The organism is Pseudomonas sp. MF08831 (genome assembly GCF_059862645.1).
Window position 1 is genome coordinate 130,356 of sequence record NZ_JCBCUX010000018.1, and the last position, 13,172, is coordinate 143,527.

At 61.3% G+C, this 13,172-nt stretch carries 16 protein-coding genes; 11 read left to right on the plus strand and 5 right to left on the minus strand.

The genetic code is table 11. The annotated features are described in order from the left end of the window. Positions 1–21: 21 nt before the first annotated feature. On the plus strand, positions 22–1,065 hold the full coding sequence (ada, locus tag AC19YS_RS28650) for a bifunctional DNA-binding transcriptional regulator/O6-methylguanine-DNA methyltransferase Ada (RefSeq protein ID WP_500603194.1): 1,044 nt from the start codon (positions 22–24) through the stop codon (positions 1,063–1,065). 145 nt (positions 1,066–1,210) lie between these two features. Here ada and AC19YS_RS28655 read toward each other — a convergent pair whose 3' ends face one another. Beyond that, the gene (locus AC19YS_RS28655) at positions 1,211–1,801 is read right to left on the minus strand and encodes a CGNR zinc finger domain-containing protein (protein WP_124417526.1); all 591 of its coding nucleotides are present in this window, start codon (positions 1,799–1,801) and stop codon (positions 1,211–1,213) included. 172 nt (positions 1,802–1,973) lie between these two features. Between AC19YS_RS28655 and AC19YS_RS28660 the strand changes: the two genes are divergently transcribed. The 8 genes from AC19YS_RS28660 to AC19YS_RS28695 all read left to right on the plus strand — a co-directional run bounded on the left by AC19YS_RS28660 (position 1,974) and on the right by AC19YS_RS28695 (position 10,335). After that, positions 1,974–2,852 carry an alpha/beta fold hydrolase gene (locus tag AC19YS_RS28660; protein ID WP_179677409.1) on the plus strand — a complete coding sequence of 293 codons (879 nt, stop codon included), beginning with the start codon at positions 1,974–1,976 and terminating at the stop codon, positions 2,850–2,852. Positions 2,853–2,961: 109 nt separating this feature from the next. Further along, a complete protein-coding gene (locus AC19YS_RS28665) occupies positions 2,962–4,026 on the plus strand; it encodes an NAD(P)H-dependent flavin oxidoreductase (RefSeq protein WP_500603195.1) in 1,065 nt (354 codons plus the stop codon). 113 nt (positions 4,027–4,139) lie between these two features. Beyond that, positions 4,140–4,913 carry a molybdate ABC transporter substrate-binding protein gene (modA, locus tag AC19YS_RS28670; RefSeq protein WP_500603197.1) on the plus strand — a complete coding sequence of 258 codons (774 nt, stop codon included), beginning with the start codon at positions 4,140–4,142 and terminating at the stop codon, positions 4,911–4,913. Beyond that, positions 4,914–5,594: a molybdate ABC transporter permease subunit gene (gene modB / locus AC19YS_RS28675; RefSeq protein WP_106579147.1), complete on the plus strand. Its 681-nt coding sequence runs from the start codon at positions 4,914–4,916 to the stop codon at positions 5,592–5,594. A 5-nt stretch (positions 5,595–5,599) separates the two neighbouring features. Beyond that, positions 5,600–6,679, plus strand: coding sequence for a molybdenum ABC transporter ATP-binding protein (modC, locus tag AC19YS_RS28680; protein WP_500603198.1), 1,080 nt, complete (start codon positions 5,600–5,602; stop codon positions 6,677–6,679). A 73-nt stretch (positions 6,680–6,752) separates the two neighbouring features. Continuing rightward, positions 6,753–7,802, plus strand: a complete 1,050-nt coding sequence (locus AC19YS_RS28685; protein ID WP_124417531.1) for a DNA topoisomerase IB — start codon at positions 6,753–6,755, stop codon at positions 7,800–7,802. 124 nt (positions 7,803–7,926) lie between these two features. Continuing rightward, positions 7,927–9,561: an ABC-F family ATP-binding cassette domain-containing protein gene (locus AC19YS_RS28690; RefSeq protein ID WP_500603199.1), complete on the plus strand. Its 1,635-nt coding sequence runs from the start codon at positions 7,927–7,929 to the stop codon at positions 9,559–9,561. A gap of 69 nt (positions 9,562–9,630) precedes the next feature. Further along, a complete protein-coding gene (locus AC19YS_RS28695; RefSeq protein WP_500603200.1) occupies positions 9,631–10,335 on the plus strand; it encodes a YoaK family protein in 705 nt (234 codons plus the stop codon). Positions 10,336–10,477: 142 nt separating this feature from the next. Here AC19YS_RS28695 and AC19YS_RS28700 read toward each other — a convergent pair whose 3' ends face one another. Continuing rightward, positions 10,478–10,831 (minus strand): lipoprotein, encoded by a 354-nt coding sequence (locus AC19YS_RS28700; RefSeq protein ID WP_106579142.1) that lies wholly within the window; start codon positions 10,829–10,831, stop codon positions 10,478–10,480. A 109-nt stretch (positions 10,832–10,940) separates the two neighbouring features. On the opposite strand from AC19YS_RS28700, the gene AC19YS_RS28705 reads away from it, so the two are divergent. After that, entirely contained in the window at positions 10,941–11,198 is a 258-nt protein-coding gene (locus tag AC19YS_RS28705; protein WP_500603201.1) for a hypothetical protein, read from the plus strand. Positions 11,199–11,338: 140 nt separating this feature from the next. Here AC19YS_RS28705 and AC19YS_RS28710 read toward each other — a convergent pair whose 3' ends face one another. The 3 genes from AC19YS_RS28710 to AC19YS_RS28720 form a co-directional block, all read right to left on the minus strand. Further along, entirely contained in the window at positions 11,339–11,650 is a 312-nt protein-coding gene (locus tag AC19YS_RS28710; RefSeq protein ID WP_106579140.1) for an AzlD domain-containing protein, read from the minus strand. Next, positions 11,647–12,342 (minus strand): AzlC family ABC transporter permease, encoded by a 696-nt coding sequence (locus AC19YS_RS28715; RefSeq protein ID WP_106579139.1) that lies wholly within the window; start codon positions 12,340–12,342, stop codon positions 11,647–11,649. The genes AC19YS_RS28710 and AC19YS_RS28715 overlap by 4 nt, the downstream gene beginning before the upstream one ends. Before the next feature lie 71 nt (positions 12,343–12,413). Further along, a complete protein-coding gene (locus AC19YS_RS28720; protein ID WP_017138831.1) occupies positions 12,414–12,629 on the minus strand; it encodes a hypothetical protein in 216 nt (71 codons plus the stop codon). Positions 12,630–12,807: 178 nt separating this feature from the next. Between AC19YS_RS28720 and AC19YS_RS28725 the strand changes: the two genes are divergently transcribed. Further along, positions 12,808–13,164, plus strand: a complete 357-nt coding sequence (locus tag AC19YS_RS28725; RefSeq protein WP_106579137.1) for a metalloregulator ArsR/SmtB family transcription factor — start codon at positions 12,808–12,810, stop codon at positions 13,162–13,164. The last annotated feature ends 8 nt before the right edge of the window (positions 13,165–13,172 follow it).

Sequence of the window (13,172 nt, forward strand, 5' to 3'; positions counted from 1 at the left end):
GACCCATCAAGAGTGCAGGCCATGAACAACCAACAAGACCCTCGCTGGGCCGCCATCGTTGCCCGCGACGCCAAGGCCGACGCGCTGTTTGTCTACGGCGTAAAGACCACCGGCGTTTATTGCCGCCCCAGCAGCGCCTCGCGCTTGCCACGGCCGGAGAACGTCGAATTTTTTGACTCCCCCGCCCAGGCCGAAGCGGCGGGTTATAGGCCGAGTAAACGCGCCGCGGGCGACCAGACCCAATTGGCCGCGCACCACGCGCAAATAGTCGCCGATGCTTGCAGGCATATAGAGCAGGCCGAAACACCGCCCAGCCTGGACGTACTTGCGCGCCTGGCCGGCTTGAGTTCGTTCCATTTCCATCGTGTCTTCAAAGCCATCACCGGCCTGACGCCCAAGGGCTACGCCAGCGCCCTTCGCTCACGCAAAGTACGCGTTGGCCTCAAGGGCGAGCATTCCGTGACGGACGCGGTGTACGGCGCAGGCTTTAATTCAAACAGCCGCTTTTATGAATCCGCCGATCAGTTACTCGGCATGAAACCCAGCGATTACAAGGCCGGCGGCACTAACAGCGAGATCCATTTTGCCGTGGGCCAGTGCTCGCTGGGGGCCATTCTGGTGGCGCAGAGCCAACGGGGCGTGTGTGCGATTTTGCTGGGAGACGATCCGGACACGCTGGTGCGCGACCTGCAGGATCAATTTCCCAAGGCCGATTTGGTCGGCGCGGATCGGCATTTCGAGCAATTGATCGCCCAGGTCGTGGGCTTTGTCGAAGCACCGGCGCTGGGCCTGAATTTGCCCCTGGACTTGCGCGGCACCGCCTTTCAGGAGCGTGTGTGGCAGGCACTGCGCGACATTCCGGTGGGCAGCACGGCCAGCTACGCGCAGATCGCCCAGCGTATCGGCGCGCCTACGTCCTTTCGCGCGGTGGCCCAGGCTTGTGGCGCCAATCACCTGGCAGTGGCGATCCCCTGCCATCGCGTCGTACGCAGCAATGGCGAGCTCTCCGGGTACCGTTGGGGGGTTGAGCGCAAACGGCAGCTGCTGGAGCGGGAGAGTCAGTAAAGACTCAGCGCACAAAACAGCAGCACACCGGTCCGACGTTGTGCGCCGGAGGCCGGACCTTCATCCGCATTACGTGCGCGCAGGTTGAGACCGGTCACCCGAAAATGCCTGCACCGCCCTCTCCTTTTATAGCGCCAGTGTGCGTTTACAAGGCCTTGCGTTTACGAAACTGCGCGACCTTATGCCGGTTGCCACACAACGCCATGCTGCACCAACGGCGCTTGTGCGCTTTGGTCCGGTCATAAAACCACAGGACGCATTCGGGATGCTCGCAGCGGCGAATCAAGCTGAAATCGCCGGCCACCAATAACTGAGCCGCTGCTTCGGCAATCGGCGACAAAAACTGCTCCGCCGTCTGTTGCTTGCGCTGGCGCTCCAGTTGAGGCTGCCCGCACGCAGGCCAGACCAACTGCGGATAGCTGACCGCTTTGCGTAAAAAACCGTTGAGCACCGCAGGGTCGCCCGTCTCACCGTTCTTGCGCGCAGCCACCAGTTCACGGACTACCTCGCGCAGTTGGCGTGCAGCCCCCAGCAAAGCACCTTCTTCGAATGTGGGAATGCTCGCTTGCGCTACCCACTCCAGGCGCACCAGCCAATGCGCAACGTCGGCGTCGGTATGCCAGAAATCCACCGGCTGGCCGTCGATATTCGCCAGGGTATTGAGCATGTCCAGCACCGGCTCATCGGCCAGTACATAGGGTTGTGATGGTGGCGCATGGGGCGTAAGGGTGGCCATGATTTGTCCTCTCGAGCACCGCGCAATCGTAACCGCTATTTTTACCCCTGGATAGTTACAGCATGAAAAAAGATAACCGTAATAATTGGTTTGACAGGTTACATATTTGGGCGCAACTTTTAAATCAGTAACCTGTATTACCAACCAATCCAGTTACATAGGTGTCCTCATCATGTCTATCGCAACCCCCGTCGTTCGCTACCAGCACGTTGATGTCGATGGTGTGCGCATGTTCTACCGTGAAGCCGGCGATCCTTCGGCGCCGGTCATGTTGCTGTTGCACGGGTTCCCCAGCTCGTCGCACATGTACCGCGACCTCATTCCGCTGCTCGCTACGCGCTTTCGGGTCATCGCCCCCGATTTGCCCGGTTTCGGCTTCACCGAGGTGCCCGTCGAGCGCGATTACCAGTACAGCTTCGATAACCTGGCGATCAGCGTCGGGCATTTCGTCGATGCGCTGAAACTGAGCCGCTACGCCCTGTACGTATTCGATTACGGTGCACCCGTGGGCCTGCGACTGGCGGTGGCGCATCCGGAACGGGTCAGCGCGCTGGTCTCGCAAAACGGCAACGCGTATCTGGAAGGGCTGGGCGATGCCTGGGCGCCGATTCGCGCCTACTGGGCGGACGCGAGCGCAGCCAATCGCGAGGTGATCCGCAACGCGGTCATCAGCCTGGAAGGCACGCGCTACCAGTACTTGCATGGGGTAAGTCAGCCGGAGTTGGTCGCACCGGAGTCCTACATGCTGGACGTGCTGTTGATGCAACGCCCGGGTAACGACGAAATCCAGCTGGACCTGTTTCTCGACTACCGCAATAACCTCACGCTGTACCCGGCGTTCCAGGCATTTTTCAAAGCCAGCCAAGTGCCGACGCTGGTGATCTGGGGCCAGAACGATCCGTTTTTCATCCCGCCTGGCGCCCATGCCTACAAGGGCGACAACGCCAACGCGGTGGTTGAACTACTGGACACCGGCCACTTTGCCCTGGAAACCCATGCGGCCCATATTGCCGAGCGCATTCACGCGGTGCTGGGGCATGCCATCGACTGATGGCGCTGCACGAAACCCTGCCCTCGTCCAGTGAATAATACGGACTGGCCGGGTGCCAATGGCCCTGTTAAAACAGCGCAAAGTCCTACTCACGCTGGAGACGCATCCCATGAGCACCTGGCCAGACTCGCGCATCATCGACCTGCTGGGCATTCAATTGCCCATCATCCAGGCCCCCATGGCCGGCGCTACGACCGCCGCCATGGTGATTGCCGCCAATGAAGCGGGTGCGCTGGGCTCGATGCCCGCCGCAGCGCTGACCATCGAGCAACTGCGCGAAGCCTTGAGCACGATCCGCCAGGCTGGTACGCGCCCCATCAACGTGAATTTCTTCTGCCATCGACCGCCCGACGCCGACGAGGCCGGCGACCGTCGCTGGAAGGACTTGTTGCAACCCTTCTACCGCGAACTGGGCGCCGATTTCGATGCGCCAACACCCGTTTCCAACCGCGCGCCCTTTAACGAGGCCGCCTGCCAGGTGGTCGAGGCGTTTCGCCCCGAGGTGGTGAGCTTTCACTTTGGCCTGCCGGAAAAAACCTTGCTCGACCGGGTAAAAGCCACCGGCGCCAAGGTGCTGTCATCCGCCACCACCGTGGAAGAAGCGGTCTGGCTGGAACAGCATGGGTGCGATGCAATCATCGCGATGGGGATTGAGGCCGGCGGGCATCGCGGCTTGTTTCTCAGCGACGATCTCAATACCCAGATCGGCTTGATGGCGCTGGTACCGCAGATCGTCGACGCCGTCAGCGTGCCCGTGATTGCGGCCGGCGGTATTGCTGATGCGCGCGGCATTGTCGCGGCCCTTGCTCTGGGCGCATCAGCCGTACAAATCGGCACCGCCTACCTGTTTACACCCGAAGCCAACGTCAGCGCCTCCCACTACTCTGCGTTGCGTCAAGCCCAGGCCAGCGAAACCGCACTGACCAACCTGTTCACCGGCCGCCCGGCGCGCGGCATCGTCAACCGCGTGATGCGTGAACTGGGTGCGATCAATCCGGCGGCGTCTGCCTTCCCCACGTCCGGTGGTGCCCTGATGCCGCTCAAGGCCAAGGACGAGGCGGGTTTCAGCAACCTGTGGTCGGGCCAGGCACTGCGCTTGTGCAAAGATGCATCTACTTACGACCTGACTCGCGAGCTGGCCGCGCAGGCGCTGGCAAAGCTCAAGCACAACTGATGCCGCGGGCAACTTTGCGCTGTACCGGCGATGGCTAACCGCTATATATTCCTCTACATAGCGATAAAGCCTTCTATCTATAACAAGCCGTACATCCTCAAAGGAGCTGCTTCATGATGATCCGCACCTCACGTCTGGCCCCCACAGCCCTCGCCACCCTGATCGCGGCCTTTGCCCTGGGCTCGGCGCAGGCCGACGAAGTGCAGGTGGCCGTGGCCGCCAACTTCACCGCGCCGATCCAGGCGATCGCCGCCGACTTCGAGAAAGACACTGGCCACAAACTGGTTGCGGCCTATGGCGCCACCGGCCAGTTCTATACGCAGATCAAGAACGGCGCGCCGTTCGAAGTGTTCCTCAGCGCAGATGACACCACGCCTAAAAAGCTCGATGACGAAGGCGCGACCGTCAAAGGTTCGCGCTTCACCTACGCGGTCGGCACCCTGGCGCTGTGGTCGGCCAAGGAAGGCTACGTCGATGCCAAAGGCGAGGTGCTGAAGAAAAACCAGTACCAGCACTTGTCCATCGCCGACCCCAAAACTGCACCCTACGGCCTCGCCGCCACTCAAGTGCTGGCCAAGGAAGGTCTGAGCGAGCAGGTCGCAGACAAGCTGGTCACCGGGCAGAACATCACCCAAGCCTTCCAGTTCGTTTCCACCGGCAACGCTGAACTGGGCTTCGTCGCCCTGTCGCAGATCTACAAGGACGGCAAGGTCACCAGCGGTTCGGCGTGGATCGTGCCCGCCTCGCTGCACGATCCGATCAAGCAAGACGCGGTGATCCTCGCCAAAGGCAAGGACAGTGCCGCGGCCAAGGCCCTGGTCGACTACCTCAAAGGCCCGAAAGCCGCTGCGGTGATCAAGTCCTACGGTTATGAGCTGGCCCAGTAAATGCCGCTGTCGAGTGCCGATTTTTCCGCGATCTGGTTGACGGTCAAACTGGCGTCACTGACCACTGTGATCCTGCTGGTCATCGGCACTCCGATTGCCCTGTGGCTGTCGCGCACCCGTTCCTGGTGGCGCGGCCCCATCGGCGCAATCGTCGCCCTGCCGTTGGTATTACCGCCAACGGTCATCGGGTTTTACCTGCTGTTGACCATGGGGCCCAATGGGTATTTCGGCCAATTCACCCAATGGCTGGGCCTGGGCACCCTGACCTTCAGCTTCACAGGGCTGGTACTGGGCTCGGTGATCTACTCCATGCCGTTTGTGGTGCAGCCGTTGCAAAACGCCTTCGGCGCCATCGGCACCCGCCCACTGGAAGTGGCCGCGACCTTGCGCGCCAATCCGTGGGACACCTTTTTCACGGTGATCCTGCCCTTGGCCCGCCCGGGGTTTATCACCGCGTCGATTCTCGGCTTTGCGCACACCGTCGGTGAATTCGGCGTGGTGCTGATGATCGGCGGCAATATCCCCAACAAAACCCGCGTGGTCTCGGTGCAGATCTACGACCACGTCGAAGCCATGGAATACGCCCAGGCGCACTGGCTGGCCGGCTCCATGGTGGTGTTCGCCTTCCTCGTGTTGCTGGCGCTTTACTCCAGCCGTAAAACCAAGATGGGCTGGAGCTGATCGCGATGATTGAGGTACGCCTGAAACTGAACTACCCAGGCTTTGCGCTGGAAGTGGATTTGAAATTGCCAGGCCGCGGCGTCACCGCGTTGTACGGGCATTCCGGCTCGGGCAAGACCACCTGCCTGCGCTGTATCGCCGGGCTGGAGCGTGCCGAAGACGGCTTTGTGCAGATCAACGATCAAGTCTGGCAAGACAGCCGCAACGGGCTGTTTGTGGCACCGCACAAACGTGCCTTGGGTTATGTGTTCCAGGAGGCGAGCCTGTTTCCACATCTGTCGGTGCGGGCCAACCTGGAATTCGGCTTCAAGCGTATCGCTCGTCAGCAGCGACGCGTGGACCTGGCTCACGCCACCGAACTGCTGGGCATTGCCCATTTGCTCGACCGCCACCCGCAGCATTTGTCCGGGGGTGAACGCCAACGCATCGGCATCGCCCGCGCGCTGCTCACCAGTCCCCAATTGCTGTTGATGGATGAACCCTTGGCGGCGCTGGACAGCAAACGCAAAAGTGAAATTTTGCCGTACCTCGAACGCCTGCACGATGAGCTCGATATCCCCGTGCTGTACGTCAGCCATGCCCAGGACGAAGTGGCGCGGCTGGCTGATCACATCGTGTTACTCAGTGACGGCCAGGTGCTGGCCAGCGGCCCCATCGGTGAAACCCTGGCGCGGCTCGATTTGCCCATGGCCCTGGGTGACGATGCCGGGGTAGTGATCAATGGCAGCGTCAGTGCCTACGACGCACACTATCAACTGCTGACGCTGCAATTGCCCGACAGTGCGTTATCGATGCGCGTTGCCCATGCGCCGTTGGCACTGGGCAAACAGTTGCGCATCAAGGTACAGGCACGGGATGTCAGCCTCAGCCTGCAGGCGCAGGAACCCAGCAGTATCCTCAATCGCTTGCCGGTGACGGTGACCGGGGAGATCTCTGCCGACAACAACGCCCATGTGCTGGTGCGCCTCGACGCCGGCGGCACGCCGTTGCTGGCGCGCATCACGCGGTTTTCCCGCGACCAGTTGCAGCTGCATCCCGGCCAGGCGCTGTGGGCGCAAATCAAGGCGGTGGCGGTGCTGGCTTAAGAATTTGGCACGAGCGCAAAACCCTGCGGTCAATCAGACATACCGGCCTGATTACTGCCAAGGAATTTGCACCATGCCCGACTCCGCGTTGCTTGCCGACCTGCCCCGCGACCTGCATTACGTTGACGACACCCAACCGGGTATCCGCCGCAAGAAGCTGCGCGGCAAGTTTCAGTATTTCGACGCCAACGGTGAGCGCATCACCGATGCCGACGAAATCAAACGCTTGAACTCATTGGCTGTGCCACCCGCCTACACCGACGTGTGGATCTGCGCCGACCCGCGCGGCCACTTACAAGCCACCGGCCGCGATGCCCGTGGCCGCAAGCAATACCGCTACCACCCGCGCTGGCGTGAGGTGCGTGACACCGACAAATATTCGCGCCTGCAACAGTTCGGCAATGCATTGCCGAAACTGCGCGCGCAACTGGAAGCACAAATTGCCGCGCCCGGTTTCACCCGCGAAAAAGTCCTGGCCACCGTGGTGATGCTGCTCGATGCCACGCTGATTCGCGTGGGCAACACTCAATACGCGCGGGACAATAAATCCTACGGACTGACCACGCTGCGCACCCGCCATGTCGACATCAAGGGCAGCGAGATACTGTTCCAGTTTCGCGGCAAGAGCGGCGTCGAGCATCAGGTCAGCGTCAAGGACCGGCGCCTGGCCACGGTGGTCAAGCGTTGCCTGGAATTGCCAGGGCAAAATCTGTTTCAGTACCTGGATGAAGACGGTGAGCGGCATACCGTCAGCTCCCATGACGTCAACGCCTACCTGCACAGCCTCACCGGTGCCGACTTCACAGCCAAGGATTACCGCACCTGGGCAGGCACCGCCCTGGCCCTGGCGGTATTGCGCGAACTGGAGTGGCAACCGGAGTCGGATGCCAAGCGGCATGTGGTCGCCATGGTCAAGGACGTCGCCAAACAACTGGGCAATACCCCGGCGGTGTGCCGCAAGTGCTATATCCACCCTGCTGTGCTGGAGCATTTCAGCCTGGGCGAATTGTCCAAGCTGCCCAAGCCCCGGGTGCGCAAAGGCTTGAAAGCCGAAGAAGTTGCGCTGGCAATGTTCCTCGAGCAATTGGCCGCGGACTTGCCGAAAAACGCCAAGGTGGGTTAGCCTTTGCGCCTCTTCTGAATCACGGGATGCACGCCGACGTGAACAACTAAGCCTTCCAAAATGTATCTGCAACGAGCCGCCTGGCGCGCTTGTTGGCCTGTCCGACATTTTTTTGGAGGTGCTGATGACTGACGTCAAACGGCCGCCCGTACTCGTTTCATTGCAACACGTGTCCTTGCAGTTCGCCGATGGCGAAACCCTGCTGAACGACCTCAACCTGTCGATCGATCACACACCCACCGGGATTGTCGGGCGTAATGGCCGGGGCAAAAGCCTGCTCGCCAAGCTGCTCGCCGGTTTGCTGACGCCCACTGCCGGCACGTTGAAAAGCTCGGCCAGCGTGGCATATGTGCCGCAGGCGCTGGCGGTTCAACCGGGCGAAACCGTCGCCGATGTCACCGGCACCGCGAAGGTGTTGGCCGCCCTTGAGCGACTGGCCCACGGTGAGGCCCGCGCGGATGATCTGGCGCTGGTCGATGATCGGTGGGACCTTGCCGAACGCCTGCGCACCGCGCTGGGTGCAGCCGGGTTGCATCGACTCGACGCTGCCACGCCAGCCGATCAACTCAGTGGCGGCCAACTGGCCAGGGTTGCGGTGATCGGTGCGCTGCTGGCCGCGCCGCAGTTGCTGATTCTCGATGAGCCAACCAACCACCTCGACAGCGCCGGCCGTGACTGGCTGCTGCGCACGCTGGCAGCCTGGCCCGGCGGCCTGGTGGTGGTCAACCATGACCGGCAACTGCTCAATGCAATGGCGCGCATCATCGAGCTGTCGCCGCTTGGCGCGCAGGTGTATGGCGGCAACTACGATGCCTATCGCTTGCAACGCGACAGCGAACAGCACGCGGCCGTGGCCGCCCTGGAACACGCCCGCCTGGCGCGCAGCCGCGAACGCAAACGTCTGCAGAAAGATCATGACAACCTGCAGCGCAACGCCGCCCGCGCACGTAAGCACGCAGAAACCGCGAATGTCACTGGGTTCACCAAAGCCCGCTGGAAGGGCGCTGCCAAGGAGATCGTCAGCAGCGTGCGCAGCGCGCATCACGCGTATAAACACGCGCTCGATGCGCAGGTACGCCAAGCCCATGAACGTGTGGAGGATCAATCGCCCACACTGCTGGCCCTGCCCGGTTCAGTGTTGCCCAATGGCCGCCAGGTTCTGAGCGCGGAAAACGCTCAACTGCCATGGCTTGATCCGCACCATGCCTGCAGCTACGTCACGCTCAACCTGGCGGGCCCGGTGCGCATGGCCGTGCGCGGGCCGAACGGGTGCGGCAAATCCACATTGCTCAAGGTGCTTGCGGGCCAATGGCCGGTGGTCAGTGGCGAATGCACCGTGCATGTGGCCAGTGTCTATATCGATCAGCACCTGGCACTGCTGGATGGCAACCGTAGCATCGTCGAACAGCTCAACCTGCTCGACACCCCTCTGGCCGAAGCCGAGCTGCGCACGCGTTTGGCGTTGCTGCAACTGGATGCCTTGCGGGTGACTCAACCCACCCGCCAATTGAGCGGCGGCGAACGCTTAAAGGCGGCGATGGCGATTGCCTTGTGGCGCGAGGTGCCGGCGCAACTGCTGTTGCTGGACGAGCCGACCAACCATCTGGACCTTGAATCCGTGCTGGCCTTTGAGCAGGCGTTGCAAGGTTTTACTGGGGCCATGGTGGTGGTGTCCCATGACGAGACGTTCGTGCAAGCCGTCAGACCGACGCACCTTTTGACCTGGCAGCGTCAGGGCTGGCGACTGGAGTGTGTCTGAGGTCATTGCGCGCGCAACCAAAGCGTCCTACGGTGGTGGCCGAATAATCTCACCGAGGAACATGGGGCCATGCTGCCTTCATCGCGCAAACCCTACGCCAACGCCGCACTCGCCCACCGCCAACGCTGGCGTGGGCGGGTCGGCTTGATGCTGGTGGCCAGCCTATCCGTGCTGGCCGGCATGACCGATGCGATAGGCTTTATGGCCAGCGGTGATTTTGTTTCGTTCATGAGCGGTAACACCACGCGCCTGGCCGTGGCGATCAGCGCAGGCGACCAGGGCCTCACCGGACGGTTGTTGCTGCTGGTCGCAACATTTGTCGTCGGCAACGCCCTGGGTGTGGTGATCAGCCGCCTCAGCCGTCGGCACGCGCTGCCCTTGCTGCTGTGCATTGCGGCTTTGCTGTGCGGCGGCGCGATGTGGCCCTTCGACGACACCTTGCCTGCACTGCTGGCAGCGATTGTGGCGATGGGTATGCTCAATGCCGCTGTGGAAGAGGTAAACGGTTTGCCGGTGGGCCTGACTTATGTGACGGGCGCCCTCTCGCGCTTCGGCCGCGGGCTGGGCCGCTGGATGCTGGGAGAACGGCGCAATGGCTGGAGGGTGCAACTGATTCCGTGGGTCGGCATGTTCGTGGGCGCGGTGATCGGCGCGGTGCTGGAGCACCAGCTCGGCCTGAAGGCGCTGCTGGTCAGTGGCGCGCTCGCCGCGTTGCTGGGCGTCGTGTCGCTGAAGATTCCGCGGCGCTGGCACTTGGGCTACATGCCACGCTAGGAGAAACGAGGCCCGCCCGACGTTGCGGCCTCGACGTCCGTGTACTGGTAAAGAGCCATCACGTCGAGCGAGCGGGGGAATGATAAGCCAATGTCCGTCGGCTGTCCCGCCAGGCTTTTCCGAATATCACTTAGGCAAAGGATTACAGGCAGGTCGCGAGCGCGGCCAGTCGGCGCTTGGCAGGCATCGTGTCGGCAACGGCAAAGTAATTGACGCTGGAACCGGCGCCGGCACTGCGCACGTCGACAAAATAATCGCCGCCGGTGGTGTACACGGTAAAACCGCCTGCTTCGATCGGCTCCTTGAAGCCTCCGGCGTCAACGCCAAATACCGCCTCGTCCTGCCAGCCGAACTGAATGCATTGGGCGACCACCAATGGCGTCTTGTCTGAAGCCAGCGTTTTGTACGGCACGCCGGTGCGCGCGTCGTTCATTTTCGAGCCCGCGCAACCGGACAGTACTGCCAGTGCCAATGCGCCAATTACCAGCTTTCGCATGCCATCGCCTCCTTGGAAAAAACGCGACTCTACCATTAGCAGGCGACACTCAAGGATTATTACGTCACGCTGTCGCCTACTTATGCCCCCGCTTGCCCCTGGAACCCCGATGACGCCCAACGCCGAACGCTATAACCCGTCCACCGACTACGCCGATAAGCTGATCAGTCGCATCGGCCAGACGCCGACGTGGATCGCCAAGCGCATCGGCGTCACCGACAAGCGCATCCGCTACATCCTTGATGGCGAACGCACGGTAAAAGGTGAAAGCACGCCGATCCACATGACCTATACCGAGCAGTTCGCCCTGGAATGCCTGGCGGCGGAGGCCAAGACCAAGAAGCCGCCAAAACCTGCGGCCGAATGAATTTAGTTTCACTGTGAAGGGCGCTCGCGCTGCCTATAGTTGGCAGGCTCATTTTTAAGAAGTCTCCCTTCTGCCCGCCCTCCCGCGGGCTTTTTTTTGCCTGGCTGTCGGTGGATGACCTCCAGCAACTCACCTGCGCATCAGAGCCACCAACGAAACACATAAAACAGCCCCATGCTCAACAGCACCGTGATCAACACGCTACGCGTCCAGAACATCAACGCCACCGCACAGATCCCCGCCAGCAAGTAAGGATTGGCCGGACTCAGGTTGAGCTTATGCTCGGCGAGAAAAATGATCGGCCCGCAAATCGCCGTCAGCATTCCCGGCACCGCAAACCCGAGAAACTCGCGCGCGCCGCGATTGAGGCGCACCGGCAGACGCGGCTCGATAAACAAGTAGCGGTTGAGAAATACCACCAGGCCCATGGCCACAATCATGATGTAGATCATCGCTGCCCTACTCCCAGCCGCTTGCAGGCAAACCCTGCGCCCATCCCCAGCACGCCCGACACCACCACCGCCGACTCCCAGTGCAAGTAACTCAGCCATACCGAACACAGCAGCGAGACCGCCACGCAGACCACCGTGGGCACATCGCGCACCACCGGCGTGATCAAGGCGATAAAAGTCGCAGCGATGGAAAACTCCAGCCCCAGCTGATCAAGCCCCGGAATGCTTTTGCCAAGCACGATGCCCGCCAGGGTGAAGAGGTTCCAGATGATGTAGAACGTCAGGCCGACGCCCAGCGCATACCAGCGATTGAAGGTCTGACGGTCATAGTGGTTGACCAGCGCGAAAAACTCGTCAGTCAGCAAAAAGCCCAGGCTCATGCGCCACCGTACATTGAGCGACGAGAGCGTCGGGCGCATGTGCATGCCGTAAAGCAAATGCTGGGATGTGAGCAGCAAGGTGGTCAGCACAATCGAGATCAGGCTGGCACCGCTCTTGACCATGCCGATCGCCACCAACTGCGCGGCACCGGCGAACACAATGGCGGACAAACCCTGAGCTTGCAGCGGAGTAAATTGCGCATCAATCGCCATGGAACCGGCCAACAATCCCCAGGGGGCACAGGCCAGAGACAGTGGAATAACGGCAAGGGCGCCGCGACCGAAGGCGTAATGAGGTAAGGCTGTAGGCATGGAGACGGCTCATCGACAGACAGTCGACAAGCATGCCAGCGTGATACGGGGCTTGTCTTGAACGATCGTGCTCAGGCGAGCTTGACCGAGACCTGCTCCACCGAGTCACGCGCTTCGCGCAACTCATGGGCATCCTGGTTGAGCCGGTGGATGGTATTGAGCAGGCGTTGGCGCAGCACTTCATCGCCGAGTTTTTCGACGGCGCGCATCAGGTCAAACGCCGCAGTTTCATTATTGTCCGCGACAGAATCGAGGGTTTTGCGCAGGTTGCGAGTGGCACGGGTCACGCGAGTTCTTCCTTCATCAGCAATGGGCAGGCACTTTAGGACATTCGTGTTTCATTTTAATTTCAGTCACTTGTGGCGGATTGTCGGGCATTTGATCCACGTCAATGGAATTCAGGATTTGACCTACATATATGGCTATCCATATATTCACCCGGCCATCCATACGAAGACCTCGATCATGTCCGCTCCCCTCTCTGCGCCCGAGCTGTTCAAATGCCTGGCCGATGCCACCCGCGTACGGTTGACGTTATTGATCCTGCGCGAGGGCGAACTTTGCGTGTGCGAACTGATCCATGCTCTTGGCGACAGTCAACCGAAAGTCTCCCGCCATCTGGCGCAACTGCGCAGTGGCGGGCTGTTGCTGGACCGTCGCCAGGGTCAATGGATCTACTACCGCATCAATCCGGCACTGCCCGAGTGGGTGACCCAAGTGCTGGACATTACCTTGCAAGCTAACCAGCCATGGTTGCAAAACGACGCGCAGCGTCTTGATGCAATGGGCGACAGACCACAACGGGCCAGCACCTGCTGCTGAGCCATCGG

Bases quoted from the DNA above. Each gene is read 5' to 3' on its own strand.
- ada (WP_500603194.1), top strand. From the start codon at position 22: ATGAACAACCAACAAGACCCTCGCTGGGCCGCCATCGTTGCCCGCGAC.
- AC19YS_RS28655 (WP_124417526.1), bottom strand. From the start codon at position 1,801: ATGGCCACCCTTACGCCCCATGCGCCACCATCACAACCCTATGTACTG.
- AC19YS_RS28660 (WP_179677409.1), top strand. From the start codon at position 1,974: ATGTCTATCGCAACCCCCGTCGTTCGCTACCAGCACGTTGATGTCGAT.
- AC19YS_RS28665 (WP_500603195.1), top strand. From the start codon at position 2,962: ATGAGCACCTGGCCAGACTCGCGCATCATCGACCTGCTGGGCATTCAA.
- modA (WP_500603197.1), top strand. From the start codon at position 4,140: ATGATGATCCGCACCTCACGTCTGGCCCCCACAGCCCTCGCCACCCTG.
- modB (WP_106579147.1), top strand. From the start codon at position 4,914: ATGCCGCTGTCGAGTGCCGATTTTTCCGCGATCTGGTTGACGGTCAAA.
- modC (WP_500603198.1), top strand. From the start codon at position 5,600: ATGATTGAGGTACGCCTGAAACTGAACTACCCAGGCTTTGCGCTGGAA.
- AC19YS_RS28685 (WP_124417531.1), top strand. From the start codon at position 6,753: ATGCCCGACTCCGCGTTGCTTGCCGACCTGCCCCGCGACCTGCATTAC.
- AC19YS_RS28690 (WP_500603199.1), top strand. From the start codon at position 7,927: ATGACTGACGTCAAACGGCCGCCCGTACTCGTTTCATTGCAACACGTG.
- AC19YS_RS28695 (WP_500603200.1), top strand. From the start codon at position 9,631: ATGCTGCCTTCATCGCGCAAACCCTACGCCAACGCCGCACTCGCCCAC.
- AC19YS_RS28700 (WP_106579142.1), bottom strand. From the start codon at position 10,831: ATGCGAAAGCTGGTAATTGGCGCATTGGCACTGGCAGTACTGTCCGGT.
- AC19YS_RS28705 (WP_500603201.1), top strand. From the start codon at position 10,941: ATGACGCCCAACGCCGAACGCTATAACCCGTCCACCGACTACGCCGAT.
- AC19YS_RS28710 (WP_106579140.1), bottom strand. From the start codon at position 11,650: ATGATCTACATCATGATTGTGGCCATGGGCCTGGTGGTATTTCTCAAC.
- AC19YS_RS28715 (WP_106579139.1), bottom strand. From the start codon at position 12,342: ATGCCTACAGCCTTACCTCATTACGCCTTCGGTCGCGGCGCCCTTGCC.
- AC19YS_RS28725 (WP_106579137.1), top strand. From the start codon at position 12,808: ATGTCCGCTCCCCTCTCTGCGCCCGAGCTGTTCAAATGCCTGGCCGAT.